25 protein-coding genes, 1 pseudogene and 1 other annotated feature are annotated in these 25280 nt (G+C 51.5%); of the genes and pseudogenes, 25 read left to right on the top strand and 1 reads right to left on the bottom strand.

Annotated features, from left to right (window positions below; all coding sequences use genetic code 11):
• The first annotated feature begins 40 nt into the window (after positions 1 to 40).
• The 25 genes and pseudogenes from spoVE (at position 41) to ACI1P2_RS21915 (ending at position 24535) form a co-directional block, all read left to right on the top strand.
• The gene (gene spoVE / locus ACI1P2_RS22035) at positions 41 to 1141 is read left to right on the top strand and encodes a stage V sporulation protein E (RefSeq protein WP_355322664.1); all 1101 of its coding nucleotides are present in this window, start codon (positions 41 to 43) and stop codon (positions 1139 to 1141) included.
• A 4-nt stretch (positions 1142 to 1145) separates the two neighbouring features.
• Positions 1146 to 2255, top strand: coding sequence for an undecaprenyldiphospho-muramoylpentapeptide beta-N-acetylglucosaminyltransferase (gene murG / locus ACI1P2_RS22030; protein ID WP_355322662.1), 1110 nt, complete (start codon positions 1146 to 1148; stop codon positions 2253 to 2255).
• Positions 2256 to 2491: 236 nt separating this feature from the next.
• A pseudogene (locus ACI1P2_RS22025) lies at positions 2492 to 2801 on the top strand (FAD-binding protein); the annotation flags it as partial.
• Between the two features lie 35 nt (positions 2802 to 2836).
• Positions 2837 to 2917: a hypothetical protein gene (locus ACI1P2_RS22020; RefSeq protein WP_408976304.1), complete on the top strand. Its 81-nt coding sequence runs from the start codon at positions 2837 to 2839 to the stop codon at positions 2915 to 2917.
• Positions 2907 to 4217, top strand: coding sequence for a UDP-N-acetylglucosamine 1-carboxyvinyltransferase (gene murA / locus ACI1P2_RS22015; RefSeq protein WP_355322660.1), 1311 nt, complete (start codon positions 2907 to 2909; stop codon positions 4215 to 4217). Before ACI1P2_RS22020 ends, murA begins: the two co-directional genes overlap by 11 nt.
• Positions 4218 to 4276: 59 nt before the next feature.
• Positions 4277 to 5041 (top strand): cell division protein FtsQ/DivIB, encoded by a 765-nt coding sequence (locus tag ACI1P2_RS22010; RefSeq protein WP_355322658.1) that lies wholly within the window; start codon positions 4277 to 4279, stop codon positions 5039 to 5041.
• A gap of 198 nt (positions 5042 to 5239) precedes the next feature.
• Positions 5240 to 6505 carry a cell division protein FtsA gene (gene ftsA, locus ACI1P2_RS22005; protein WP_355322803.1) on the top strand — a complete coding sequence of 422 codons (1266 nt, stop codon included), beginning with the start codon at positions 5240 to 5242 and terminating at the stop codon, positions 6503 to 6505.
• Positions 6506 to 6573: 68 nt separating this feature from the next.
• The gene (gene ftsZ / locus ACI1P2_RS22000) at positions 6574 to 7686 is read left to right on the top strand and encodes a cell division protein FtsZ (RefSeq protein ID WP_355322656.1); all 1113 of its coding nucleotides are present in this window, start codon (positions 6574 to 6576) and stop codon (positions 7684 to 7686) included.
• Between the two features lie 102 nt (positions 7687 to 7788).
• Positions 7789 to 9714 carry a BglG family transcription antiterminator gene (locus tag ACI1P2_RS21995; protein ID WP_355322654.1) on the top strand — a complete coding sequence of 642 codons (1926 nt, stop codon included), beginning with the start codon at positions 7789 to 7791 and terminating at the stop codon, positions 9712 to 9714.
• Positions 9715 to 9974: 260 nt separating this feature from the next.
• Positions 9975 to 10301: a PTS lactose/cellobiose transporter subunit IIA gene (locus ACI1P2_RS21990; RefSeq protein ID WP_355322801.1), complete on the top strand. Its 327-nt coding sequence runs from the start codon at positions 9975 to 9977 to the stop codon at positions 10299 to 10301.
• 15 nt (positions 10302 to 10316) lie between these two features.
• Positions 10317 to 11612: a PTS sugar transporter subunit IIC gene (locus ACI1P2_RS21985; RefSeq protein ID WP_355322652.1), complete on the top strand. Its 1296-nt coding sequence runs from the start codon at positions 10317 to 10319 to the stop codon at positions 11610 to 11612.
• Between the two features lie 35 nt (positions 11613 to 11647).
• Positions 11648 to 13084, top strand: a complete 1437-nt coding sequence (locus ACI1P2_RS21980) for a glycoside hydrolase family 1 protein (RefSeq protein ID WP_355322650.1) — start codon at positions 11648 to 11650, stop codon at positions 13082 to 13084.
• A gap of 35 nt (positions 13085 to 13119) precedes the next feature.
• Positions 13120 to 13440 (top strand): PTS sugar transporter subunit IIB, encoded by a 321-nt coding sequence (locus ACI1P2_RS21975; RefSeq protein ID WP_355322648.1) that lies wholly within the window; start codon positions 13120 to 13122, stop codon positions 13438 to 13440.
• A gap of 217 nt (positions 13441 to 13657) precedes the next feature.
• Positions 13658 to 14593, top strand: a complete 936-nt coding sequence (gene spoIIGA / locus ACI1P2_RS21970) for a sigma-E processing peptidase SpoIIGA (protein WP_355322646.1) — start codon at positions 13658 to 13660, stop codon at positions 14591 to 14593.
• A 40-nt stretch (positions 14594 to 14633) separates the two neighbouring features.
• The gene (gene sigE, locus ACI1P2_RS21965; RefSeq protein WP_355322644.1) at positions 14634 to 15356 is read left to right on the top strand and encodes an RNA polymerase sporulation sigma factor SigE; all 723 of its coding nucleotides are present in this window, start codon (positions 14634 to 14636) and stop codon (positions 15354 to 15356) included.
• A 102-nt stretch (positions 15357 to 15458) separates the two neighbouring features.
• The gene (sigG, locus tag ACI1P2_RS21960; RefSeq protein ID WP_355322642.1) at positions 15459 to 16241 is read left to right on the top strand and encodes an RNA polymerase sporulation sigma factor SigG; all 783 of its coding nucleotides are present in this window, start codon (positions 15459 to 15461) and stop codon (positions 16239 to 16241) included.
• 125 nt (positions 16242 to 16366) lie between these two features.
• Positions 16367 to 16714 carry a YlmC/YmxH family sporulation protein gene (locus tag ACI1P2_RS21955; RefSeq protein ID WP_355322640.1) on the top strand — a complete coding sequence of 116 codons (348 nt, stop codon included), beginning with the start codon at positions 16367 to 16369 and terminating at the stop codon, positions 16712 to 16714.
• A 65-nt stretch (positions 16715 to 16779) separates the two neighbouring features.
• Positions 16780 to 17628, top strand: coding sequence for a peptidoglycan editing factor PgeF (pgeF, locus tag ACI1P2_RS21950; protein WP_408976303.1), 849 nt, complete (start codon positions 16780 to 16782; stop codon positions 17626 to 17628).
• Between the two features lie 8 nt (positions 17629 to 17636).
• Positions 17637 to 18338, top strand: a complete 702-nt coding sequence (locus ACI1P2_RS21945) for a YggS family pyridoxal phosphate-dependent enzyme (protein ID WP_355322799.1) — start codon at positions 17637 to 17639, stop codon at positions 18336 to 18338.
• Positions 18329 to 18790, top strand: a complete 462-nt coding sequence (locus ACI1P2_RS21940; protein WP_355322636.1) for a cell division protein SepF — start codon at positions 18329 to 18331, stop codon at positions 18788 to 18790. The genes ACI1P2_RS21945 and ACI1P2_RS21940 overlap by 10 nt, the downstream gene beginning before the upstream one ends.
• A gap of 5 nt (positions 18791 to 18795) precedes the next feature.
• Positions 18796 to 19059 carry a YggT family protein gene (locus ACI1P2_RS21935; RefSeq protein ID WP_355322634.1) on the top strand — a complete coding sequence of 88 codons (264 nt, stop codon included), beginning with the start codon at positions 18796 to 18798 and terminating at the stop codon, positions 19057 to 19059.
• Between the two features lie 9 nt (positions 19060 to 19068).
• Entirely contained in the window at positions 19069 to 19851 is a 783-nt protein-coding gene (locus ACI1P2_RS21930) for a YlmH family RNA-binding protein (RefSeq protein WP_355322632.1), read from the top strand.
• Between the two features lie 120 nt (positions 19852 to 19971).
• On the top strand, positions 19972 to 20481 hold the full coding sequence (locus tag ACI1P2_RS21925) for a DivIVA domain-containing protein (RefSeq protein WP_355322630.1): 510 nt from the start codon (positions 19972 to 19974) through the stop codon (positions 20479 to 20481).
• Positions 20482 to 20566: 85 nt separating this feature from the next.
• Positions 20567 to 20841, top strand: a binding site (T-box leader).
• Positions 20842 to 20916: 75 nt separating this feature from the next.
• Positions 20917 to 24006, top strand: a complete 3090-nt coding sequence (gene ileS / locus ACI1P2_RS21920; RefSeq protein ID WP_355322628.1) for an isoleucine--tRNA ligase — start codon at positions 20917 to 20919, stop codon at positions 24004 to 24006.
• Positions 24007 to 24148: 142 nt separating this feature from the next.
• A complete protein-coding gene (locus tag ACI1P2_RS21915; protein ID WP_355322626.1) occupies positions 24149 to 24535 on the top strand; it encodes a DUF5665 domain-containing protein in 387 nt (128 codons plus the stop codon).
• Between the two features lie 8 nt (positions 24536 to 24543).
• Here the strand turns inward: ACI1P2_RS21915 and ACI1P2_RS21910 are convergent, their stop codons facing one another.
• The gene (locus ACI1P2_RS21910; protein ID WP_355322624.1) at positions 24544 to 25275 is read right to left on the bottom strand and encodes a TraR/DksA C4-type zinc finger protein; all 732 of its coding nucleotides are present in this window, start codon (positions 25273 to 25275) and stop codon (positions 24544 to 24546) included.
• Positions 25276 to 25280: the final 5 nt, after the last annotated feature.

Raw genomic sequence — 25280 nt, 5'->3', positions numbered from 1 at the left:
TGGATAAGCCCCTACTTCGGTGTAAGGGGTGGCCTCCTCCATGAAACAGTCTCGTCCTCCGTCTCCGGATTTATGGCTTTTCGCCTGCATTATAGGCTTGCTGGCCATCGGCATCGTGATGGTGTACAGCGCCGGAGCCGTGCTTGCTTTCCGCGAATACGGGGATTCTTATTATTTTGTAAAAAGACAGCTGCTGTTCGCCGGTCTGGGGCTTGTGGCCTTGTGGTTCACAGCCTCGATAGACTATCGGGTTTGGCGGAAGTATGCCAAGCCGCTGCTGCTAATTTGCTTTGTGCTGCTGGCTGCGGTGCTGATTCCGGGCATCGGCGTTGTCCGCGGCGGAGCCCGCAGCTGGCTGGGCATCGGTTCCTTCGGCATACAGCCGTCTGAATTTATGAAGCTTGGCATGATCCTTTTTCTCGCGAGCTGGCTCAGCCGTCCGGGCTATCCGATCAAATCCTTTCTGCACGGGCTGCTGCCTCCGCTGGGGCTCGCCGGTTTGGCCTTCGGCATCATTATGCTGCAGCCGGATCTCGGGACAGGCACCGTGATGATGGGTGCGTCCATGATTATTATTTTTACAGCCGGTGCCAGCCTGAAGCATCTGGGATTTTTGGGCCTTGGCGGAGCAGCGGGCTTTGCAGCGCTGGTGGCAGCGGCTCCGTACCGGCTGAAGCGCATTACCGCTTTCCTGGATCCCTGGTCGGATCCGCTGGGAGCAGGTTACCAGATTATTCAGTCCTTATATGCCATCGGTCCCGGCGGACTGGCCGGCCTCGGGCTCGGCATGAGCCGGCAGAAATACAGCTATGTGCCCGAACCGCAAACCGACTTCATTTTTTCCATCTTGGCCGAGGAGCTTGGATTTATCGGCGGTCTTACCGTAATCCTGCTGTTTTTTATTCTCGTCTGGCGCGGGATGCGAACGGCGCTTACCATCCCGGACACCTTTGGAAGCCTGCTTGCCGTCGGCATCGTAGGCATGGTAGCCGTTCAGGTTGTCATTAATATCGGAGTGGTCATCGGCCTGATGCCTGTGACGGGCATTACGCTGCCATTGATCAGCTACGGGGGCTCTTCACTCACCCTGATGCTGACAGCTCTCGGCATTTTATTGAATTTATCACGTTTTGCGAGGTGAACCTATGCGCGTCGTATTAAGCGGGGGCGGGACAGGCGGACATATCTATCCGGCCGTCGCCGTTGCCCGGCAGTGTGAGGCGGAAGACCCGGACGCCGCATTTTTATATATCGGAGGCAAGAGGGGATTGGAAAGCAAGCTGGTTCCACAGGAGAACCTTCCCTTCGAATCCATTGACATTACTGGTTTTCGGCGGAGTTTATCTCTTGAAAACGTAAAGACGGTTATTCGTTTTCTGCAGGGTGTGCGCACCTCCAAGGCCCTGCTTAAGCAGTTTAAACCCGATGTAGTGGTCGGAACGGGTGGATATGTTTGCGGTCCTGTAGTGTATGCCGCTTCCAGGCTCGGAATCCCGACCATTATTCATGAACAAAATGCCATTCCCGGATTGACGAACTCCTTTCTGAGCCGTTACGCCGATACGGTTGCCGTCAGCTTTGAGGGGGCTGAGGCCGCGTTTCCCAAAGCGCGCAATGTCCTCTACACAGGCAATCCCCGGGCGACTACAGTACGGAAGGCCGACCGCAACCGCGGGTTTGCAAGTCTGGGACTTCCGAAGGATAGCACCATCGTCCTGGTGGTAGGCGGAAGCAGGGGGGCCAAAGCGATCAATCAGGCGATGATTGAAATGGCACCGCAACTTTCATCCCTGCCGGGCGTCCATTTTGTATATGTTACCGGGGAAGGCTACTTCGACAGCACGGTCGATGAGATTCGAGCAAAGGTCGGCTCGCTGCCGGACAGCCTTCATGTGCTTCCTTACGTGCACAATATGCCTGAAGTGCTTGCATGCACTTCCTTGATCGTGAACAGAGCTGGGGCGTCTTTCCTGGCGGAGATTAATTCTCTCGGAATCCCTTCTGTGTTGATTCCGTCACCGAATGTGACCAATAACCATCAGGAGGCCAATGCCAGAACGCTGGAGCAGGCCGGGGCGGCCGTTATGATTCTGGAGAAGAGTCTGAGCGGACAGACCCTCTTTAATTCTATTTCGCAAATCATGAAAGATACCGGAGTAAGAGAAAGCATGTCGGCTGCTTCGACTCGGCTTGGCAAGCCTGATTCGGCGGAGGTGTTCCTTCGGGAAATCAGGAGATTGGCCGGCAGCAGATAAAGAGTCAGCCCATGGGCGATTGTCACCTTCGGAGTCATCCTGACATAAGATACCGTATCTTTAGACCATCACTCGGGGAGCCGGTTGTTCAGGCACAACGACCGCCTAGCGGAGAAATCCGGTGTTATTCGTATCCGCATGCTGTATTATTAATGGCATTCGCTTTCAGTGACGATATATGAACTGATAGTTTATGCCCTCCTGTAAGGCAGCGGCTGATGCGCTTTATCCGTGAGCATGAAGTGCCCTGGATGCAGCTTGGCAGGGGATCCAATATGCTTGTTGCAGGCAAGGGTATCCGCGGGATTGTTGTGAAGCTGGGCCGAAGGGGATGACTATGTCCGGTTCAAGGGCGAAACCGCGATCGGGGGAGCCGGGCTGTCCTTAGTCAAACTATGCGTTCTGGCAGGCGAGCAGGGGCTGTCCGGTCTGGAATTCGCGGGAGGCATTCCAGGGACGGTGGGCGGAGCCGCATACATGAACGCCGGCGCACATGGGTCTGATGTGTCGAAAATATTCCAGTCCGCTGAGGTTGTACTGGAGACACCGGGCAAGCCACAGCAGAGGACGTGCTTACCCTGATGCAGCATATTCAGAGCACTATATCATCTCAATCCGGCATTCAGCTCGTTCCGGAGGTTTTCGTGGTGGGTGAGCGGTAAACTCGGAGGTGATACATTGGATAAATTGGTGATTGAAGGCGGGAATCCCCTGTCTGGCACCATACCGATCCATGGAGCGAAAAACGCGGCCTTGCCCATACTTGCGGCAAGCCTGCTCGCGAATGGGGAAGTTCAGATTCGCAACGTGCCTCATCTGCTTGACATCAAGGTGATGCTCGGCATTCTGGAGGGGCTGGGCTGCAGCACACGGCACGAGCAGGATACCGTGACTGTCGATTCGTCGAATTTGCTTTCAACGGATATACCGGAAGATCTGATGAAACAAATGCGGTCATCCGTTTTTCTGATGGGGCCGCTGCTCGGACGCTGTGGAGAGGTGACGGTCTATCAGCCGGGCGGCTGTGCCATCGGAGAACGGAAGATTGATATGCACCTGGAGGGATTGAAGGCGCTGGGTGCCGAGATTGAGGAGCAATATGAAAAAATGACGTGCAGGGCCCGCAAGCTGACCGGAACGGATATCCATCTGGATTTTCCGAGCGTGGGGGCCACCGAAAATATTATGATGGCCGCCGTGCTGGCTGAAGGCAGAACCACAATCATCAACGCTGCACGCGAGCCGGAAATTCAGGATTTGCAAAATTTTCTCAATGCGATGGGCGCGTCCATCATAGGGGCGGGGACCGATACCATAACCATCACCGGTGTGAATCGTCTATTCCCTTGCAGCTATGAAATTATCCCTGACCGGATCGTGGCAGGCACGGTAATGATTGCTGCCGCCGCTACACGCGGCAGTGTTACGCTGTCCCGCTGCTGCCCGTCCCATTTGTCATCACTGATTCATGTGCTCCGCCGTGCCGGTGTTCAAATCAGCGCTTCCAATGATATAATGAACGTAAGCTGCATGTCCCGCCCCAAGGCGGTGGACCGGATCATTACGTCGCCATACCCGTCCTTCCCAACAGATTTGCAGTCCCAGGTCATGGTGCTGCTGTCTTTGGCGGATGGATTCAGCGTTATGAAAGAGACCGTTTTTGAAAGCAGGTTTAAGCATGTCGATGAGCTGAACGTTATGGGTGCCGACATTTCCGTAGATATGAATGTGGCATTTATCCGGGGCGTTCCCCGCCTGTACGGCGCGTCGGTTGAAGCCACGGATCTGCGGGCGGGAGCCGCGCTGGTTATAGCCGGACTGGCAGCCAAAGGACGGACAACGGTGGAGCAGGTTCATCATATCGACAGGGGCTACGACCGGATCGAACGCCTTTTTCAGCACCTCGGCGCCCGGATGCACCGGCAGTCCCCTGTACCGGAACAGCTTGATTTTGCAAATTAAACGCCTGCAGCGTCCCCTCCTCATTCGAGGGGACGGGAGGCATTTATTGGAGAGTAATGATGCCACAAGCCAAAATTCCTGTACTTCGGGAAACCAGACCTAAAATGAAGACAAGCCGTAAAATTATATGGATTCTGGTTCTCCTGTTCATTGTTCTGCTTGCCGTATTATTCTTTCGCTCTTCCCTGAGCAGGATTACGGAAATCGACTTCAAGGGCAGCCTGTTCACTTCGCAGGAGGAGCTTCTGAAGCAAAGCGGCCTTCACGTCGGAGGTCAATTTTTCGGAGCCAGCCAGGAGGAAGTCGAGAAGCGTCTGAAAGAAATCAAGTCGATTGAATCAGTCACTGTGGACAAGCAGTTTCCAGGTATTATTAGCATTAATATTAAAGAATATGATACAGTTGCCTATGAGGTAGGTACGGATGGCAATCTGATAGCCATTTTGTCCAACGGGACAAGCGTTGGAGTTTCCAGCAGCGGCATTGCCGTGGAGAAGCCCATTTTAACGAACTGGAAGCCCGATGATCCGTATAAAGCCGAGCTTTGTAAGATTTTGTCGAATATCCCTGGTGAGTGGACAGCCGACATTTCAGAGATCATTCCTGATCCGTCGCCATCCTTCCCGGACCGGATCAAGATGTATACACGATCCCAGTTCCAGGTGCTGACCTCGGTTTCGCTGCTGTCTGAAAAAATCAGCTACCTCAATCAGGTTTTGGAAACGGAGCAGCCGGGACTGGTCAGCATGTTTGAGGCTGACACCTATGTGGCCTTCAAGCCCGAAGAAGAGAGCGGTTCAGCGGAAAATGACACTACTCAGTGAACTGGAAAAATGCTAAAATACATTTTATGTACAATGCATCGCGCTCCTTCTTTTTTCTTCAAATTTTTATTGGCAATCCAGAAGTTGGAACATAAAAAATTTGTAGAAAAAAGAGGGATAAATATTAACGTGTTGAATTAGTTTTAGAAGTGCGTGTTTATGAACGAAATTATATTGGAGTTGGGAGGTGCCACAGAATTGAGCGGCAATGACATCATTGTTAGTTTGGACATCGGTACGTCCAAAGTTCGTGCCATTATCGGGGAAATGAATAATGGAACCTTTAATATTATTGGGGTTGGAACTGCCGACTCGGAAGGTATTCGCAAAGGTGCTATCGTAGATATCGATCAGACCGTACAATCGATCCGGAACGCCGTGGATCATGCCGAGCGTATGGTTGGTATTCAAATATCCGAGGTGTATGTCGGAATTACCGGCAATCATATCGGCTTGCAGACGAGCCACGGAGTTGTGGCTGTATCGAATGAGGACCGCGAGATCGGTGAAGAGGATATCGAACGTGTGCTGAAGGCAGCCGAAGTCATCGCAGTACCGCCGGAAAGAGAAATTATCGATGTGGTCGCCAAGCAATATGTGGTCGACGGACTGGAAGGAATTCAGGATCCGCGCGGAATGATCGGAGTCCGGCTTGAGGTGGAAGCAACCATTGTTACCGGAGCCAAAACGCCAATACATAACCTGCTCCGGTGTGTGGAAAAAAGCGGTCTGCGGATTAAGGACCTGGTGCTTCTTCCCCTCGGTGCCGGACAGCTTTCTTTATCCAAGGATGAGAAAACGATGGGTTCGGTGCTTGTGGATATCGGAGCGGGTTCCACGACGATAGCGGTGTTTGAGGAAGGCAGTATCGTCGCCACCTCAACTCTGCCCATCGGCGGCGAGTTTGTAACCAATGACATTGCCTATGGCCTGAGAACGCTGACGGATCAAGCGGAAAAAGTCAAGCTTAAATACGGATGCGCATGGTATAATGATGCGGCAGCCGATGTTGTATTTAAGGTGACACGCATCGGCAGCAATGTGGACAAGGAGTTCAACCAGCAGGACTTGGCTGCCATTATCGAGCCGAGAGTGCAGGAAATATTTCAGCTTGTTCAGGCTGAGGTTAAGCGTCTTGGTTACACGGGGCTCCCCGGGGGTTATATACTTACCGGAGGCACCGTTGCTATGCCTGGAGTTCTCGAGGTGGCTCAGCACGAGCTTGCTGCATCGGTCCGGATCGCCGTGCCTGATTTTATTGGCGTAAGGGATCCCGGCTACACCAGCGGCGTGGGCATTTTGCATAACGCTATCCGCAATTTCCGTTTGCGTAGCGCAAGCGGAAGCAGCAGCAATGTGAAAAAGCCGGCCAACCGCACGAAAAGCAGCAGCCCCGCTCCGGAAAGTGAGCAGAAACCGGGATTGATCGAACGCCTGAAGAATATGTTCAGCGAGTTTATATAACGGTTGAAAGCTAATTATGCCTATCATGGACGGGCCATCCATGCACATTGAGGGGGAGTTGGAATAGTATGTTGGAATTTGATTTTGAAATGGAGAGTTTGGCTCAAATTAAAGTAATCGGGGTAGGCGGCGGCGGAAGCAACGCCGTAAACCGAATGATTGAAAACGGCGTTCAGGGGGTTGAATTCATTACGGTCAACACGGACGCCCAAGCTCTTCATCTTGCCAAATCGGAGCACAAGCTCCAGATTGGCGACAAATTGACCAGAGGTCTTGGTGCGGGCGCAAACCCGGATGTGGGGAAGAAAGCCGCAGAGGAATCCCGTGAATTGATCATGAATACCCTTAAAGGGGCGGACATGGTGTTTGTAACCGCCGGCATGGGTGGAGGCACAGGTACGGGAGCAGCTCCTGTAATCGCTGAAATCGCCAAGGAATGCGGCGCTCTTACGGTAGGTGTCGTTACGCGGCCGTTTACCTTTGAAGGACGCAAACGCTCAAACCACGCCGAGCAGGGCATTGAAGGACTGAAGGAAAAGGTTGACACGCTTATTGTCATCCCGAATGACCGCTTGCTTGAAATTGTGGACAAGAAAACACCGATGCTCGAAGCGTTCCGTGAAGCGGACAACGTGCTGCGTCAGGCCGTGCAGGGCATTTCCGACCTGATCGCCGTACCGGGGCTGATTAACCTCGACTTTGCGGATGTGAAAACGATCATGACGGAACGCGGTTCCGCGCTGATGGGCATCGGATACGCGACAGGCGAGAACCGGGCGGCAGAAGCGGCGCGCAAGGCGATTATGAGCCCGCTGCTTGAGACGTCCATCGAAGGCGCCCGCGGTGTCATTATGAACATTACCGGCGGATCCAATCTTTCCCTCTATGAAGTCAATGAGGCGGCCGAAATCGTAACATCGGCTTCCGATCCGGAAGTGAACATGATCTTTGGAGCCATCATCGATGAAGAGATGAAGGAGGAGATCAAGGTAACCGTAATTGCCACGGGCTTTGAAGGCAAAGCGGCTGCGCCAGCGCCTGCCCGCAAACCGACAGTCAGCAATCCGGAGCCTTCCGAGACACGTTCGCCGAATTTGCGGCCTTTCAGCAATCAGACAAGCGGTGATCAGCTCGATATACCGACATTTTTACGCAACCGTTCCCGCAACAACAATGACTAGCATGAATGAGCAGAAATGTCCGCAAGTAGTATTCTACTTGCAGGACATTTCTTTTTTTAATTGGGAGATTGCCTGAGACTAGCATGGAAAGGAGTTTCGTGTTTGCGGGTTTTCCATATTCTTCACATATTGATTTCAGAACAAATTGTCAACAGCGAGTACCTAGCCAAGCTGTTGAATGTGTCATCACGCACCATTCGGACGGATCTGAAGGAATTGTCCGCATTATTGTCCACACACGGAGCTACGATCAAGTCGCTTAAAGGAGCGGGCTACCAGCTTGAAATCCATGATGAGCAGCGTTTCCGGCACTTGCTGAAGCAGTTGAAGGAAAGTGAAATGGCCACGCCGCAACAGATCAGCGGATCCTCCGAGAGCAGGCACCGTTTTTTGATCCGAAAACTGCTGCTGACGGAGGAATATTTCAAGCTTGATGACCTGGCCGACCTTTTGTTCGTAAGCCGCTCGACGATACAAAACGACATCAGGGAAGTGCGGCGAATACTGAAGCATTACGGCCTGACGTTGGAGAATCGCCCCCATTACGGCATTAAAATCAAGGGTAGTGAGACACAGCTGCGGTATTGCATGTCTGATTATATTTTTAGCCGCGCGGATGATGCCGCCGAGAGTACGCATTCACCGTCCATTCTGTCCGATGAGGAAATGGCCCTGATCAGAGAGGTGATTCTTGAGCGCATTGAGGCCAACGATATTACATTGTCAGATATTGCCCTCAACAATCTCGTCATTCATATCGCGATAGCGTGCAAACGGATACGGGATAAAAGGTATGTCTCTTTTTATCCGCAAGAAATGAAGAAAATTGAGGGGCAAAGGGAGTTTGGTGTGGCGGCTGAGATTGTGTCCAGCCTTGAGCGCAAGATGAATCATTCCTTTCCTTTCGCTGAAGTTGCCTATATAGCAGTGCATTTGCTTGGTGTAAGAACCGTTGCGGCCGCCAATATGGACGATACTGAAATTAAAGGCATGATCGATGGCGAAATATACGACCTGACCGTTGAAATACTGGATAATATAGAAAAACGGATGCAGTTGGGCATACGCCATGATAAGGAACTGTTTGTTACATTTTGCCTGCACCTCAAACCGGTCATTAACCGTTTCAAGTATGGCATGAATTTGCGCAATCCGATGCTGGATGAGATCAAAGCCAATTATCCGCTTGCCTTTGAGGCAGGTGTTTTGGCGGGTGAAACGATCAGGCAGCGGCTTGGCATGGAAATTGAAGAAAACGAGATTGGTTACCTGGCTATTCACATCGGTGCGGCGATCGAGCGAAAAAAAATAACGAACACCCCCAAAAGATGCCTGATCGTTTGCGCATCGGGTAGAGGAAGCGCCAAATTGCTCTATTACAAGCTGCAATCGGAATTTGGCTCCAAGCTGGACATTGTTGGTACGACCGAATTTTACAAGCTCAAGCAGATGCCCTTGGATACGCTGGATTTTGTAATCAGCACGATCCCCATTTCAGACGAAACGCTGCCGGTGCCGATCATCCATGTCAATACATTTCTTGGTGGCGGGGACATCGACAAGATTGAACAGGCGATCTCGGAAACGGGACTGCCCGCTATCCATTATGTGCGGAAGAAGCTCGTTTTTCTGCAGCAGAAAATGGATAGCAAGGAGGAAGTACTGGCGTTTATAGCGGACAGGATTCTGGAAGCGGGGCTTGTCAAAGGCCCGTTCCTGGAGTCTGTGCTGGAGCGCGAAGCGATGTCTTCCACATCGTTCGGCAATTTTGTGGCCATCCCCCATCCCATGGAGCCTTTTGCGGATTCGACCTTCTGGGCTGTTTGTACGCTGCAAAAGCCCATAGATTGGGACGGCAAGCCGGTGCAGTTTGTATGCATGTTGTGCATGCAGCGCAGCAAAACGGAGGATGTGCAGGGCATGTACAATATTTTGCTTACGATTTTGAACAACGAGAATTTGGTTCAGCAGCTCATTAAATGTAGAACCTATTCGGAATTTGTGCGAGTGCTTCATGGGCATGTGTGAGCTGTAATCCGGTGATCAGAATGGTTGGAGGAATATCCCGATTCTTTAAAGAGGGATGTTCCTCTTTTTTGTATATGGATGACAATAATATATTTCCGTTATTAAGCGGAAAAAACATATGTTAAGTCGAAACCGTTTGCAATTTATAATAAATTTGCAGCCAACATCTATAGCAAAGGTTGCAGCTAAATCAGGGCTGCTCTGAAGGGGGAAACATTAAAGTGAGTGAAAAAGAAACAAACAATTCCGTTGGTGAAGAGATGCTGGATGATACTGAAATAGTGTTTCAGATCATTTTGTTCGCAGGCAATGCCCGCAGCTCGGCGATGGAAGCCATTGAGCTGGCTAAAGCCGGCAAGTTCGCCGAAGCACGGGAGGCGCTGGCAGCTGCCAAGACGGAGCTGGTATCTTCCCACAAAATCCAGACCGGATTGATCCGGAAGGAAGCAGAGGGAGAGAAAACGACAATGTCCGTGATGATGGTGCATGCGCAAGATCATTTGATGAACGCCATTACCATTCGCGACATGGCTGCCGAGTTTGTGGATTTGTATGAACGAATTGAACAATTGGGGTCGAAATCGTAGAAGGAGGTCTTTCTGATGGGAATCAAGGATAAACTTGTCAATGGCCTCACATCCGCAGCGAATGCCATTAACAATTTTAAATATATCATGGCTATCAAATCCGCTTTCATCACGCTCATGCCTGTCATTATTGTAGGCGCTTTCGCGGTTCTTATCTCCAATATGGTGATGGACCCGACGAATGGGCTTGCGCATTTTCGCCCGTTCGCATTTTTGGCGGATTACAAGCCGATTTTCACAGCAATCAACTATGCCAGCTTAAACATTCTGACAGTGCTCGCTATTTTCATGATTGGTCTGGAGCTGGGGCGAATTAACGGGGAGAAAAACTTTTTCCCTGGGCTGCTGGCCGTCATCTGCTTCGTGGCTGTTACGCCAACAACGATTCAAATGATGGTGAACGGCGACATGCAGCAGGTTACGGATGTGATTGCACGTCAGTTTACAGATACGAAAAGCTTGTTCCTCGGTATTTTTGTGTCGATCCTGTCTGTTGAACTGTACAGCAAGCTAGGCAAATCGGATAAGCTCAAAATCAAGATGCCGGAAAGTGTTCCACCCAATGTGGCTGTTTCCTTCTCGGCGCTGATTCCTGCGATTATTACCGTAACCGTTTTCTCGGCCCTGGGATTTTTCTTCCACAAGCTTACAGGCTTGTACCTATATGATGCCGTTTACAATGTAGTACAAAGACCGCTGGAGACGGTTATGCAAGGCTTACCGGGAATCCTGACCTTGATGCTGGTTGCGCAAATTTTCTGGGTTATCGGTATTCACGGCAATCAGATGGTAAAACCGATTCGCGAGCCGCTGCTGCTTGGAGCCATTACCGTTAACATGACGGCTTATGAGCAAGGGCTGCCTATTCCCAACATTATTACGATGCCGTTCTGGGATGTCTACATGAGCATCGGCGGTTCCGGCATTACGCTGGCGCTGCTAATCTGCATCCTGATCGCCTCCAAACGCGAGGATATGAAAGAGATTACCAAGCTGTCCTTTGGTCCGTCGCTGTTTAACATTAATGAGCCGGTTATTTTCGGACTGCCGATCATGCTGAACCCTATTATGGCTATTCCATTTATCATCACGCCGCTCATTACAGGCACCATCGGTTACTTTTCGACATTGCTTGGTTTTGCGGGCCGTGCGGTCGTCATGGTGCCGTGGACCACACCGCCGATTATCAATGCTTATCTGTCGACAGGCGGAAGCATAGGGGCGGTCGTTACCCAGCTTATATGTATTGCTGTTGCCATATTAATCTATTTGCCGTTCGTCAGAATTGCCAACAGGCGGACTGAAGGATAAGCAGAAATCATTGCAGAATGAAGGAGGAGTCATCGGTGGCTAAACATACAATGGACATCCCGGCTGATTTTATCATAGGGGCTGCTTCATCCGCCTGGCAGACGGAGGGATGGAGCGGCAAGAAGGAAGGGCAGGATTCTTATCTTGACAAATGGTATATCAATGACCGGCACGTCTGGCATAACGGTTATGGTCCGGCCGGAGCGACCGACTTCTATAATCGCTACAGCGAAGATATCGCGCTGATGAAGGAGATTGGACTGACGCATTATCGTACCTCAATCAACTGGTCCCGTTTTTTAACAGACTATGAAAATGTGGTAGTGGACGAAACCTACGCAGATTACGTGGGACGGGTCATTGACGGGTTGATAGCCATCGGTGTAGAGCCCATGATTTGCCTGGAGCACTATGAGCTGCCGGCGTATTTGCTGGATAAATATGATGGATGGTCATCCAAGCATGTGGTTGAACTGTTCGTGAAATATGCGGAAAAGGTGTTTGAGCGCTATGGCGACCGTGTCAAGCACTGGTTTACCTTTAATGAGCCGATTGTCGTGCAGACCCGCGTCTATCTGGACGCCCTGCGTTACCCTTATGAGCAGAACACCCGCAAGTGGATGCAGTGGAATTACAATAAAACACTGGCAACCGCCAAATGCGTGCAATTGTTCAAGGACAAAGGTTATGGCGAAAACGGAGCAAAAATCGGCATCATTCTCAATCCCGAGGTAACGTATGCCCGTTCAAGCGCGCCGCATGATCAGTATGCAGCCCATGTGTACGATCTATTTTACAACCGGGTATTTATGGACCCTATGATCAAAGGTGAATATCCGGAGGAATTGTTTCAGCTGATGGAGAAACATGACATCACGTTCGAGCACACGCCGGAAGAACTGGCCATCATCAAAAACAACACGGTGGATTACGCGGGCATTAACCTGTATTATCCGCACCGGGTAAAGGCTCAGACCAAAGCCTGGAATGAAAACGTGCCTTTCCATCCGTCTTATTACTATGAGCATTTTGATCTTCCGGGCAAAAAAATGAACAAATCGCGCGGATGGGAAATTTACCCTAAAATCATTTATGATATGGGTATGCGCATCAAAAACGAATATAACAATATCGAATGGTTTATTTCCGAAAATGGAATGGGGATCGAGAACGAAGCGGTGTTCAAAAATGAAGAGCAGATCATTCAGGATGATTATCGTATCTCCTTCATCGGCGAGCATTTATACTATACGCTGAAAGCCGTGGAAGATGGCTCCAACTGCAAAGGGTACATGCTGTGGGCCTTTACGGATAATGTGTCCCCGATGAATGCGTTCAAGAACCGCTATGGACTGGTCGAAATCAATCTGGAGAACGGCCGCAGCCGGCATTTGAAAAAATCCGGTTACTGGTACAAGTCGGTTATCGCCGACCGTTCCCTTACCGTTGATTTGGATGAAGAGTACAAGTAACAGAACATGAAAAATCAAACCAGGAGGCGTTAACCATGAAAAAAATTATACTTGCCTGTTCAGCCGGCATGTCTACCTCTATTCTAGTATCCAAAATGAAAAAAGAAGCGGAAGCAAGATCTCTCGAACTCGACATTATCGCCATTCCCGAAAGCACGATCAAGGATGAGCTATCAGGCGTCAGTGATGATGTGATTGCGATCCTGCTCGGGCCCCAGGTCCGTATGCGTAAAAATGCTGTAACTGAAATTGCGGCTCCGTACAACATTCCCGTTGACGTCATCGACACGATGGCTTACGGCAGAGCGAACGGTCCGGCCGTTTTGGACCAGGCGCTGGCAATGTCAGACAAGTAACCGCCTGCGGTTATGATGCTGCTTCAACGAATATAACCCGCTTTAAATCAGGTTGTCTCCGGCAAGCTTCGTGCCGCGGAGGCAGCCTTTTTTGCTGCCCTCCCTCTTAATCCGACAAAAAAAGTCCGGCTGCGCCCTCCAGCGTTAGACAGACTTTGTTCTGTCCCCCTTTTATACTGGTCATATCCTCCAGGAGCTTAGGCGGGGTGAAAAAAAGATGGTTGTCTATATCGATTTGATTTTCCTGACCAACCTGCTTATTGACGCGGTACTGCTGCTCGTTACGGCCTGGATGAGGAAGCTGCGCCCGGCATGGTGGAGGCTGCTGCTGTCCGCCTTCCTTGGCGCAATGTACGTTGTCATGATGTTTGTTCCGCAGCTGTCCTTCATGTTTACGTTTTTGATTAAATTCGCATTGTCACTCTGTATGCTGCTGACAGCCTTCGGATTTGGCGGCCTGCAGTCCTTTCTGCGCACGACCGGCGCTTTTTACGTGGTCAATTTTGTGGCGGCAGGGGGGATATTGGGTGTTCATTATCTGCTGCAGAGGCGGGGAGAACTGTTTAATGGCATATGGTTTACCGCTACCGGCGGGTTGTCATTTAAAACACAAATGGCCTTTTGGTTCATCTTCTGCGTATTTGGCGTCACGATGCTTGTTTTTTATGCCGTGCAGACTTCCCGGCAGCGCACTGAGCGGATATCAAGCTTTACGGGTGAAGTGGAGGTCAGGATCGAAGGAGTGTGCGTCAAGTGTACAGGCCTGCTGGACACGGGCAATCAGCTGAATGATCCGCTGACACGCATGCCGGTCATGGTGATGGAGGCTTCGCTCTGGAGTGAATATTTGCCTCGTGATTGGATCAGGTATCTGGCGGATGGAGAGGCGGACAACCTGGTCATGAATATGGAAGAGTCGTATGCCTGGCGGGATCGCGTACGCCTCGTTCCTTACAGGGGAATCAACAAGAGCACGGCCTTTATGCTGGCGGTGAAGCCGGATGAGGTCAAGGTTACGATGAATGAGCAGACGTTCAGTCATCATCGTGTGCTGATCGGTCTGGACGGAGGGAGATTATCCTCCGAAGGGCGTTATCAGGCTGTTATCCACCCTGAGCTGGCAGCGTCGCAAAATGCGGATGTGTCGGCCTGACAATGCTGCCTGACAACGAATTTTTAATAGGAGGAGTATCATGCGCGTAAAATGGAAACTTGCATTGCAGCTGCAGTATTACCGGCTTCTTTTTCTGTTGGGTCTTAAAGCTGAGGAAATCTATTATATTGGAGGCAGCGAAGCCCTTCCTCCGCCCTTGACCAGGGAAGAAGAGGAATATTTGCTGCAGAAGCTGTCTTCAGGTGACGCCGCGATCCGGGCCATGCTGATCGAGCGCAACCTGCGGCTGGTCGTCTATATCGCCAGAAAATTCGAAAACACAGGCATCAATATCGAGGATCTGGTCTCCATTGGTGCGATCGGTTTGATTAAAGCGGTGAACACCTTTGACCCTGAGAAAAAAATCAAGCTTGCCACCTATGCGTCCCGCTGCATCGAAAATGAAATTCTTATGTATTTGCGCCGCAATAACAAAACAAGGACAGAGGTGTCCTTCGACGAGCCGCTGAATATCGATTGGGACGGAAACGAGCTGCTGCTCTCCGACGTGCTCGGAACAGAGAATGATACGATCTACCGCAATATCGAGGAGCAGGTGGACCGCAAGCTGCTTCACAAAGCTCTGGATAAATTGACGGACCGTGAACGGCTCATTATGGAGCTGCGCTTCGGGCTGCAGGATGGGGAGGAAAAAACGCAGAAGGATGTCGCCGACCTGCTCGGCATATCCCAATCCTACATATCACGGCTCGAAAAAAGAATCATCAAGCGGCTGCGGAAGGAATTCAATAAAATGGTCTGACGGCATCGGCGCACCTCAATCGCGAGGTTCGGGGACAGGAATAAAATGTCCGACCCAGGAGATAATGAACATTAATGTTGCTCCTTGGGAGGTTATGACACGATGACCCGTAACAAAGTCGAAATTTGCGGTGTGGATACCGCCAAGCTGCCGGTTTTGACCAATGCGGAGATGCGGGAATTATTCACATCTCTGCAGCAAAACAACGAACGTTCCGCCAGGGAAAAACTGGTGAACGGCAACCTGCGGCTTGTACTGAGCGTGATCCAGCGTTTCAATAATCGGGGGGAATATGTTGACGATCTGTTTCAAGTCGGCTGCATCGGACTGATGAAGGCCATAGACAATTTCGACTTGTCCCAAAATGTAAAATTTTCCACATATGCGGTTCCCATGATCATCGGTGAAATCCGCAGGTATTTGCGAGATAACAATCCGATACGGGTATCGCGCTCTCTGCGGGATATCGCGTATAAGGCGCTCCAGGTCAGAGATAATCTGACCACCGTCAATTCGCGGGAGCCTACGATTTTTGAAATTTCCGAAGCGCTTAATGTGCCGAAAGAAGATGTGGTGTTCGCGCTTGACGCCATTCAGGATCCGGTTTCTCTCTTTGAGCCCATTTACCATGACGGCGGGGACCCGATCTATGTTATGGATCAGATCAGCGACGATAAGAACAAGGACGTATCCTGGATCGAGGAAATTGCGCTGCGTGAAGCGATGCAGCGGCTTGGGCAGCGTGAGAAGATGATATTGTCCATGCGGTTTTTTGAAGGAAAAACCCAAATGGAGGTTGCTGACGAAATCGGGATTTCGCAGGCGCAGGTATCCAGGCTGGAGAAATCGGCGATTCAACAAATGCAGAAGCATGTAAAGTCTTAGCACCGCAGGCGCAGGACTGATCCTTTTTAACGACCCGGCAGGGTCGTTTTATTTTTGGTCAAGATGGGGCGGCAGGGAAAATTCCGCTTTGTAAATCATATGCTGTAAGTAAAGGATGTGATCATATGAATATTCCGGATGAAGGCGTGTATAGCATCAAAATATCCGATTTCCAGAGCAAGGATGTCATTAATATCCTGGACGGCCGCAGGCTGGGCCAAATATGTGATCTGGAGATCGATCCAAGATTGGGCCGCATAGAAGCGATCGTCATGCCCGGTTCCGGCGGATTGCTCGGATTTTTCCGGCCAAAGAGAGAACTGGTTATTCCTTGGCACAACATTGTCAAAATCGGACCTGACGTCATACTGGTAAGGCATGAGTACATAGAGGAATGGCATATGGAGGAGCATGCCTACAAAACAGGGGGGAGATTCAGGGGGTTATGGGCAGATAGAGACACGGTGCGCTGATTTTGGTACACTGGCTTGTAGAGGTGAGAACAATGACTGAACCGTTTGTCTTGGAACCAATGGATATGGAAGTACTGCCGGGCGCAGAGGATCCTGTGCCCCGGCTGTTGTTTATAGAGGCATGGCGGAAGCAATTCCCGGGCTTGACCGCCGGTTTTACAAGCCGCAGCGGCGGTGTTGGGAAGCAGCCTTACAGCAGCCTGAACTGCGCTCTGCATGTGGGAGAAAATCCCGATACAGTAATCGCCAACCGCGAGCTGATTGCGAGAAGGCTGGGCTTTGAACCGGAAGCGTGGACCTGCGGAGAGCAGGTGCATGGCAGCCGGGTCGTAGCCGTGAGAGAAGAAGACCGCGGCCGGGGCTTTCTGAACCGTGAATCGGCCATTCAGGATGCGGATGGATTGGTGACGGACGTTCCGGGCGTCCTGCTGACTTCCTTTTATGCGGACTGTGTCCCACTTTATTTCATTGATCCGGTCCGGCGGGTGGTAGGGCTCGCCCATGCAGGCTGGAAGGGAACTGTCGCGGAAATCGGTGCGCATATGGTAGAGACGATGGTGGAAGAATACGGCTCAAAGAGAGAGGATTTGCGGGCAGCCATCGGCCCTTCGATCGGACGCTGCTGCTACGAGGTGGACGGTGCCGTGATGGATAAAATCATGGCTTTGGAGTCCGGCATGCCGGGTAATGAAGTGTGGGAAGGCAGTGTTTACACCACGCTTGGCGGGGGAAAATGGATGCTTGACTTGAAACAATGCAACCGACAGATTATGATGAAAGCAGGAATATTGCCGACCCATATCGAATGTACAACGTTATGCACCAGCTGCAATAACGATTTGTTTTTTTCACACCGTAAGGAAAAAGGATTGACGGGAAGAATGGCAAGCTGGATCGGACTGGAAAAGAGGTGAATCTTCCCGTGTCGCTGGGAGATCGGATTCGGAAGGTGAATGAGCGTGTGGAGGCTGCCTGTCAGCGCAGCGGAAGGGCTCGTGAAGATGTTAATATCATTGCTGTCACCAAATATGTATCCGTGAGCGCAATGTCTGCCGTATTGGACAGCGGTCTTCTGCATGTCGGCGAGAACCGCTGGCAGCATGCCGAAGAAAAGTGGAAGCAGCTTGGACACCGCGGAATATGGCATTATATCGGGAATTTGCAGACGAATAAAGTCAAGGACGTTGTCGGTAAGTTCCAGTATATACACTCTCTGGACCGCCTCACTCTTGCCAAGGAACTGGAGAAGAAGGCGGCGGGCCTCGATTTGACGGTTAAAGCCTTTTTGCAGGTCAATATTTCAGGGGAAGAGAGCAAGCACGGCCTGGAACCGGGCCAGGTTGCTGCATTTCTGAAGGACATTTCCGGCCTGAAGCATGTACAGGTGATCGGGCTGATGACGATGGCCCCCTATGTCGACGATCCCGAGCTGACACGTCCGGTATTCCGGGGTCTGCGTGAGCTGCGGGATGAACTGAACGGACAAGCCCTCACTCCGGAACCGCTTATGGAATTATCCATGGGCATGTCCAATGACTTTGAAGTGGCTGTGGAGGAAGGCGCAACCTGGCTGCGGCTCGGTTCCATTCTGGTGGGAAAAGAGGAGGATGAAGGATGGGTGTAATGAATAAATTTATGAACTTCCTCGGTCTGCAGGAGGAGGAAGAAGTCGTAGAACGGGAAAAGTTGCCCGAAGAGGAAGAAGAAATTGAAACCCCCAGCTTTGACAGACGTAAAAACACTAGAACAAACAATGTGGTCAACAACGTGGTCAGCATCCATTCCCAGAAAAATGTGAAGGTCGTGCTGTATGAGCCCCGCTCTTATGACGAGGCGCAGGAGATTGCCGACCATGTCCGTTCCCATCGTTCGGTTGTCGTGAACCTGCAGCGCATCCGCAAGGATCAGGCTCTCCGCATTATTGATTTTTTGAGCGGCACGGTGTATGCCGTTAACGGGGGCATTTCCAAAGTCGGCCACAATATTTTTCTCTGCACACCGGATACAGTGGAGATTCAGGGCTCCATCACGGAAATATTGGCTGACAGTGAAACAGAACTTGACAGAATGAGGTGAGCTTTTTGACGGTTGAGTCAATCATATTCTTTATTGCGCGAATTTATCAGTATATGATTATCGTATACGTTCTCCTTTCCTGGCTTCCCAACGCGCGGGAGAGCTTTATAGGAGAGATGCTGGGCAGGCTGGTGGAACCGTATCTGGCTCCGTTTCGCCGGTTTATCCCGCCGATTTTTGGCATGATCGACATTTCGCCGATCGTGGCCTTGATTGTGCTGAATCTGGCTTCTTACGGTCTGGTCTCGCTGATCGGCTATTTTGTCTAGGAGGTTTACATGCAGACCGAAATTTACTCCCATTTCCACCCGGACGAGAAGGACTTTGTTGACCGGGCCTGGGAGTGGGTAGAGCGGGCAGGACAATTTCACGAACATAAGCTGACCGATTTTCTGGACCCTCGTCAGGCTTACATACTGGGCACGCTGGCTGCCCGCCGCAATGACGTACAGATCCGCCTCGACGGCGGGTACGAAGCGGCGGAACGCAAGCGTGCCCTTGTGGCGCCGGATTACAGTTACCTGGAGGACGAGGATATGGGCATGAAGGTGCTGGCCATATCCTCTGATGACAAAAAAATCGGGGAACTGGAGCACGGTGATTATATGGGAGCTGTGTTGGCTCTCGGGATCAAACGGGGAAAGATAGGGGATATTCACGTACTGGATGACGGGTGTCATATTGTCGCCGCAGCGGATATCGGCCCTTTTCTGTCGATGCATCTGCAGCAGGTTCACCGGGTGCAGGTGCGAAGCGAGTTGCTGCCGCTGGACAAGCTGCAGGTGAAAGAAAGCGCCTTTGAAACGCTAGAGTTCACGGTAGCTTCTCTGCGGCTGGACGCGATCGTCAGCGACGTATACAAGCTCAGCCGCAGCAAGGTATTGGCCCCGATCAGGGCGGGCCGCTGCCGCGTGAACTGGAAGGCGGAGGAGAACCCGGCCACGCCGCTGAAAGAAGGGGACGTCATTTCTTTTCAGGGATTTGGGCGATTCAAGATATTAGAAACCGGCGGTTTGACGAAAAAAGGAAGACAACGTGTAATAATCGGCAAATTTGTATAATGATAAGGCAGGAATCCATTTCTTTTTGTCGAATTGGTTATGCTAACAACTATCCCCGTTTGGACGATTACAGGATATGAAGAACTGCGGAGAACACTAATCTTTCAGGAGGTGCGCGTCATGCCATTATCCCCATTGGATATACATAATAAGGAGTTTGCACGCCGGCTTCGCGGTTACGACGAAGATCAGGTGAACGAATTCCTGGATCAGGTGATCAAGGATTACGAGGCTGTCATCCGTGAGAACAAAGAGCTCGGCGCCGAGCTGATGACACTTCAGGAGAAGCTGGATCACTTCTCCAACATCGAAGAGACGTTGAGCAAAACAATCATCGTAGCCCAGGAGGCTGCCGATGAGGTGAAGAACAACGCCAAGAAGGAAGCGCAGCTGATCGTGAAGGAAGCGGAGAAGAACGCCGACCGCATCGTGAACGAGGCCTTGGCGAAATCCCGCAAAATCGCGCTGGAAGTGGAAGAGCTGAAGAAGCAGGCTTCCATCTACCGGGCACGCTTTCGCACACTGGTGGAGGCGCAGCTGGATCTTCTTAGCCAGGATGGATGGGAAGCGCTGGAGAACCGGGAGCGCGAGGTTTTGGACCGTGAACGGGAAATGAAAGAAATTTACTGATGGCACGAGTGAGCGGCCATTGACTTTTGATCATAAATCGGCTATATTTTTGCACTATAGCAGAACTTTTTGTCACGTTTAAACGAAAAATTCCATGATGGGACCCAGTAGGTCATGATTTTGCTCCCCAGAGAGTTGGCATTCCGGTGCAAGCCAATGTGCAGAGCATGACTGAATATCTTCCCGGAGAAGTGAGCTGAAGCGCCCCGGCGTGAGTAAGCGGTCACCGTATGCCGAACGTTATATCGGCTCCCCGCAGCATGCAGGCGGGGATATGAGCGCCGCTCACTTGTGTATTTACGAGAGAATGCACAAGAGGCGGAATAAGGGTGGTAACGCGAGCACAGCCTCGTCCCTAATACAGGGACGGGGCTTTTTTTGTTGTCGGTTTTCAGCTGAAGCGCCAAGGTTCATAAACGAAAGGACGGATTTTACATGCAAAGAGTGGATGTCAAGGAGAAAGCGCGGACCCGCGAGTTGCGGGTTCTGAATAAGTGGAAGGAAGACGACACATTCCGCAAATCGATGATACATCGTGAAGGCAGACCGAATTACGTGTTTTACGAGGGACCGCCTACAGCGAACGGCAAACCGCATATCGGCCATGTGCTAGGCCGTGTCATCAAGGATTTCATTGGCCGCTATCAAACGATGAAGGGTTACCGCGTCGTCCGCAAAGCGGGATGGGACACGCATGGCCTGCCGGTTGAGCTTGGTGTGCAGAAGCAGCTTGGCATTTCTCATAAGCACGAAATCGAAGAATACGGTGTTGAGGAGTTTATCAAGAAGTGTAAAGCGAGCGTATTCGAATATGAGCAGCAGTGGAGAGATTTGACGGAGGCCATCGGCTACTGGACCGATCTTGATCATCCGTACGTGACCCTGGAGAACAACTATATCGAGAGCGTATGGAATATTCTTGCGACAGTTCACGAGAAGGGGCTGCTGTACCGCGGCCATCGTGTAAGTCCCTATTGCCCTAGCTGTCAGACGACACTCAGCTCCCACGAGGTGGCTCAAGGGTATAAGGATGTCAAAGACCTGAGCGCCACTGCCAAATTCAAGCTGCATGACACCGGCGAATACGTATTGGCATGGACGACCACACCATGGACGTTGCCAGGCCACACGTCGCTCGCGGTGAATCCGGATATGGAGTATGCGAGAGTCAAGCAGGAGGACGGCGTATATATTGTCGCCAAAAATCTGGTGGAGAAGGTCATGAACGGTGATCATGAGATCATTGGTACCCTTCGGGGCTCGGAACTGGTGGGCAAAACCTACACGCCGCCGTTCAACTACATCCAAGTGGAGAAGGGCAATACGATTCTCGGCGCAGGCTTTGTAACGGACACAAGCGGTACAGGGATTGTCCATATGGCTCCTGCCCATGGTGAGGACGACTACAGAGTGTGCCGTGAGAACGGAGTCGGTTTTATCAATGTGGTGAATCTGCAGGGGCGTTATACGGATCAAATCACGGATTTGGCGGGCCGTTTTGTAAAAGAATGTGATGTCGATATCGTGAAAATGCTGTCTGACAAAGGTCTGCTCTATGGCAAAGAAAAATATGAGCACAGCTATCCATTCTGCTGGCGCTGCGATACACCGCTGCTCTATTATGCGATGGACAGCTGGTTTATCAAAACGACGGCGATCAAGGATCAGCTTATCGCTAACAATAGCGAGGTAGACTGGTATCCGGGGCATGTGCGCGAAGGACGCTTTGGCAAATTCCTGGAGGATCTCGTGGACTGGAACATCAGCCGTGACCGTTATTGGGGCACACCGCTGAATATCTGGACTTGCGCGGAAACCGGGGAGCAGTTTGCGCCGCACAGCATCGCCGAGCTTCGCGAACGAGCCATCGGCGACGTGCCGGAGGATATTGAGCTGCATAAGCCGTATGTGGATCAAATCAAGGTCCGCAGCGCCTGCGGCAAATATGAAATGACCCGTACGCCGGAAGTGATCGACGTATGGTTTGACAGCGGATCGATGCCGTTTGCACAGCATCATTATCCGTTTGAAAATCAGGAGACATTTGCCCAGCAGTTTCCGGCTGACATGATCTGCGAAGGCATTGACCAAACTCGCGGCTGGTTCTACAGCCTGCTCGCCGTGTCGACATTGCTGACAGGCAAGGCGCCATACAAGGCGGTTATGGCTACAGGGCACGTGCTGGATGAGCAGGGCCAGAAAATGTCCAAATCCAAGGGCAATGTCATCGATCCATGGGAGATTATCAACGAGTACGGCACGGATGCCTTCCGCTGGGCGCTGCTTTCGGACAGTGCTCCATGGAACAGCAAGCGTTTCTCGAAGGGCATTGTCGGAGAGGCAAAATCCAAGCTGGTGGACACTCTGGTCAACACACATGCGTTCCTGACGCTGTATGCCACGATCGACGGCTTTGATCCGGCGCAGCATCCTTTCAAGCCTTCGAGCCACAAGCTTGACCGCTGGGTCCTGTCCCGTCTGAACAGTCTGATCAAGGTGGTTGACAAAGGCTTGGCCGTGAACGATTTCCTGAATGCCTCCAAGGCGATCGAAGCCTTCGTGGATGAGCTCAGCAACTGGTATATCCGCCGCTCGCGCGACCGCTTCTGGGGCAGCGGCCTCACGGAAGATAAGCTGGACGCCTACCGGACGCTGACCCATGTGCTGCTGACCACCGCCAAGCTGCTGGCTCCGTTCACACCGATGGTGGCCGAGGATATCTATCAGAACTTGAGCAGCGGGGAAAGCGTGCACCTTGAGGATTATCCGGCAGCCGATGAGTCGCTGATCGATGCCAAGCTGGAGCAGGATATGGAAACTGCCCGCCGGGTGGTGGAACTCGCGCGCAACGTGCGCAACGAAACGTCCATCAAAACAAGACAGCCGCTCTCCGAGCTGATCGTTTCCATGGACCGTGATTTTGATCTGGCCGGTTATGAGGAGATCATCAAGGACGAGATCAATGTAAAGCATATCCATACGGAAACGGATGACAGCGGTTTTGTCGACTTCCTCTTGAAGCTGAATTTGAAGGTAGCGGGCAAGAAATATGGCAAAAATGTCGGCTTCCTGCAAAATCTGTTCAAAGGCATGTCTGCGGATGAGACGCGCGCTATCGTGGAGGGTGGTGTCCTGAACGTTGTATCTCCGGAAGGTGAGGAGCTACAGGTTACGGCTGAGGAGCTGCTGGTGGAGAAAAAGGCCAAGGAAGGTTTTGCTTCCGCATCCGGCTACGGCCTTACGGTTGCCCTCAACACGGATGTCACACCAGAGCTGGAGCAGGAAGGCTGGGTTCGTGAAGTGGTGCGTGTCGTTCAGGATTACCGGAAAAAGCTGGATCTGCCGATCGAGAAACGAGTGGCTCTTACACTGGATGTTGACGATGAACTTAAAGTGGCCATTGAACGGTTTGAGAACGTGCTGCGTGACAACGTGCTGGTAACGGAGCTTGCCTTTGGCAGTACCGAGCCTATGGAGCGTGTGGAAGCCGGTGGAAAAACAATCGGGGTTCATATCGCAGAATAAGGCTGCATTGCGAGGCGCATAATAGAATAGAGTGAACTTGGTAAAACGAGCCTGTGCTGCTTGAGACGGATACGATGTCCCTCTGCGCACGGCTCGTTTATTGTTCCCTGCAGGTTACTATGAACAGGGAGGAGTGCTTAAGATGGCTGAAGGCAAGCGTCGTCGCGGCGTAATAAGCCGTTCGGTAGTGAATCATCATATCCGCGGCAATGGGGGGGCCGGAACTTCCTTCATACGAACTGGGAAGAAAAGGCGATTCGGAACCCCGCAATGGATGGCCGACAATATGGAGATTTCCAGGGTAGCCGAATATGCCATGCTGCTCAACAGGCCCTGGCGGCTGATCTGGCTTAATTTGCTGGCAGGAACGTCCCGTGGGGTCGGCATTGCGATCGGCTTTACTTTTTTTGCGGCGACGATTATCTACGTGTTGCAGGTGCTTGGCAAGTTGAATCTTCCCATCATCGGGGATTATATTGCCGATATTGTAAGGATCGTACAGCATCAGCTTGAGCTGTCTACTTATTAGCCGCATTTTTACTCTTCGGCGATATCATCCGGCTCAAGCAGCGCCTCACCCTCACCCTGACTTATATATTTTTGGTACATGGGACCGCGGACGACTGTGACGTTGTCACCGGTGATATCTGTTGCAATGAAGCTTTCGTATGATTCTACAAAACCCTGGTTATCATCGCCGTCTTCAATTTCCACTTCATCATAGTTATGAACTTCGCGGTTTTCGGACATGGCGGGTGAGTTGGAATTGCCCCAGCTTGAAACGATCTGCCATGCATCCTCTCCGTCAAAGCCGTTGTATTCGTGCTCATCCAGACTGGAGCGGCCAAACGGAGGATAGAGAAACTCTTCCTCGACAGGGCGGTTATTCGTAACCTCCTGCTCCGGATTGTATTCGGCGAGGTATTTCGTGTACGGAACGGCCAAAAGGCGCTCATAAGGAATGGGCTTCCCGCTGGCGGCGCAAATGCCATAGGTGCCTTCGTCCATCGCTTTGAGGGCCGAGTCTATACGCTCCAGCATAAACTCATCATGCTCGACCAGCGCCAAATCCTTACCTCGTTCATAGGTTTCCGTAGCAACATCACCCGGGTGGTTATCGATCAGGGACAGCTCGCCTGTCTGTACACGCTCACTGTCGGACAGGCCTCGGTGTCCGTCGCCGCCATGCAGACGATGTTCAATATCCTGCTTGCGCTTTAACAGCTCGTTGCGCAGCGTATGCAGCTGCTGCTCGGTAAGTGGGGACATAAGGC

This window comes from Paenibacillus jiangxiensis (assembly GCF_046098255.1).
Lineage (GTDB): Bacteria > Bacillota > Bacilli > Paenibacillales > Paenibacillaceae > Paenibacillus > Paenibacillus jiagnxiensis.
Note: the sequence above shows the minus strand (reverse complement) of the source record. Positions and strands in the feature narration are given on the sequence as shown.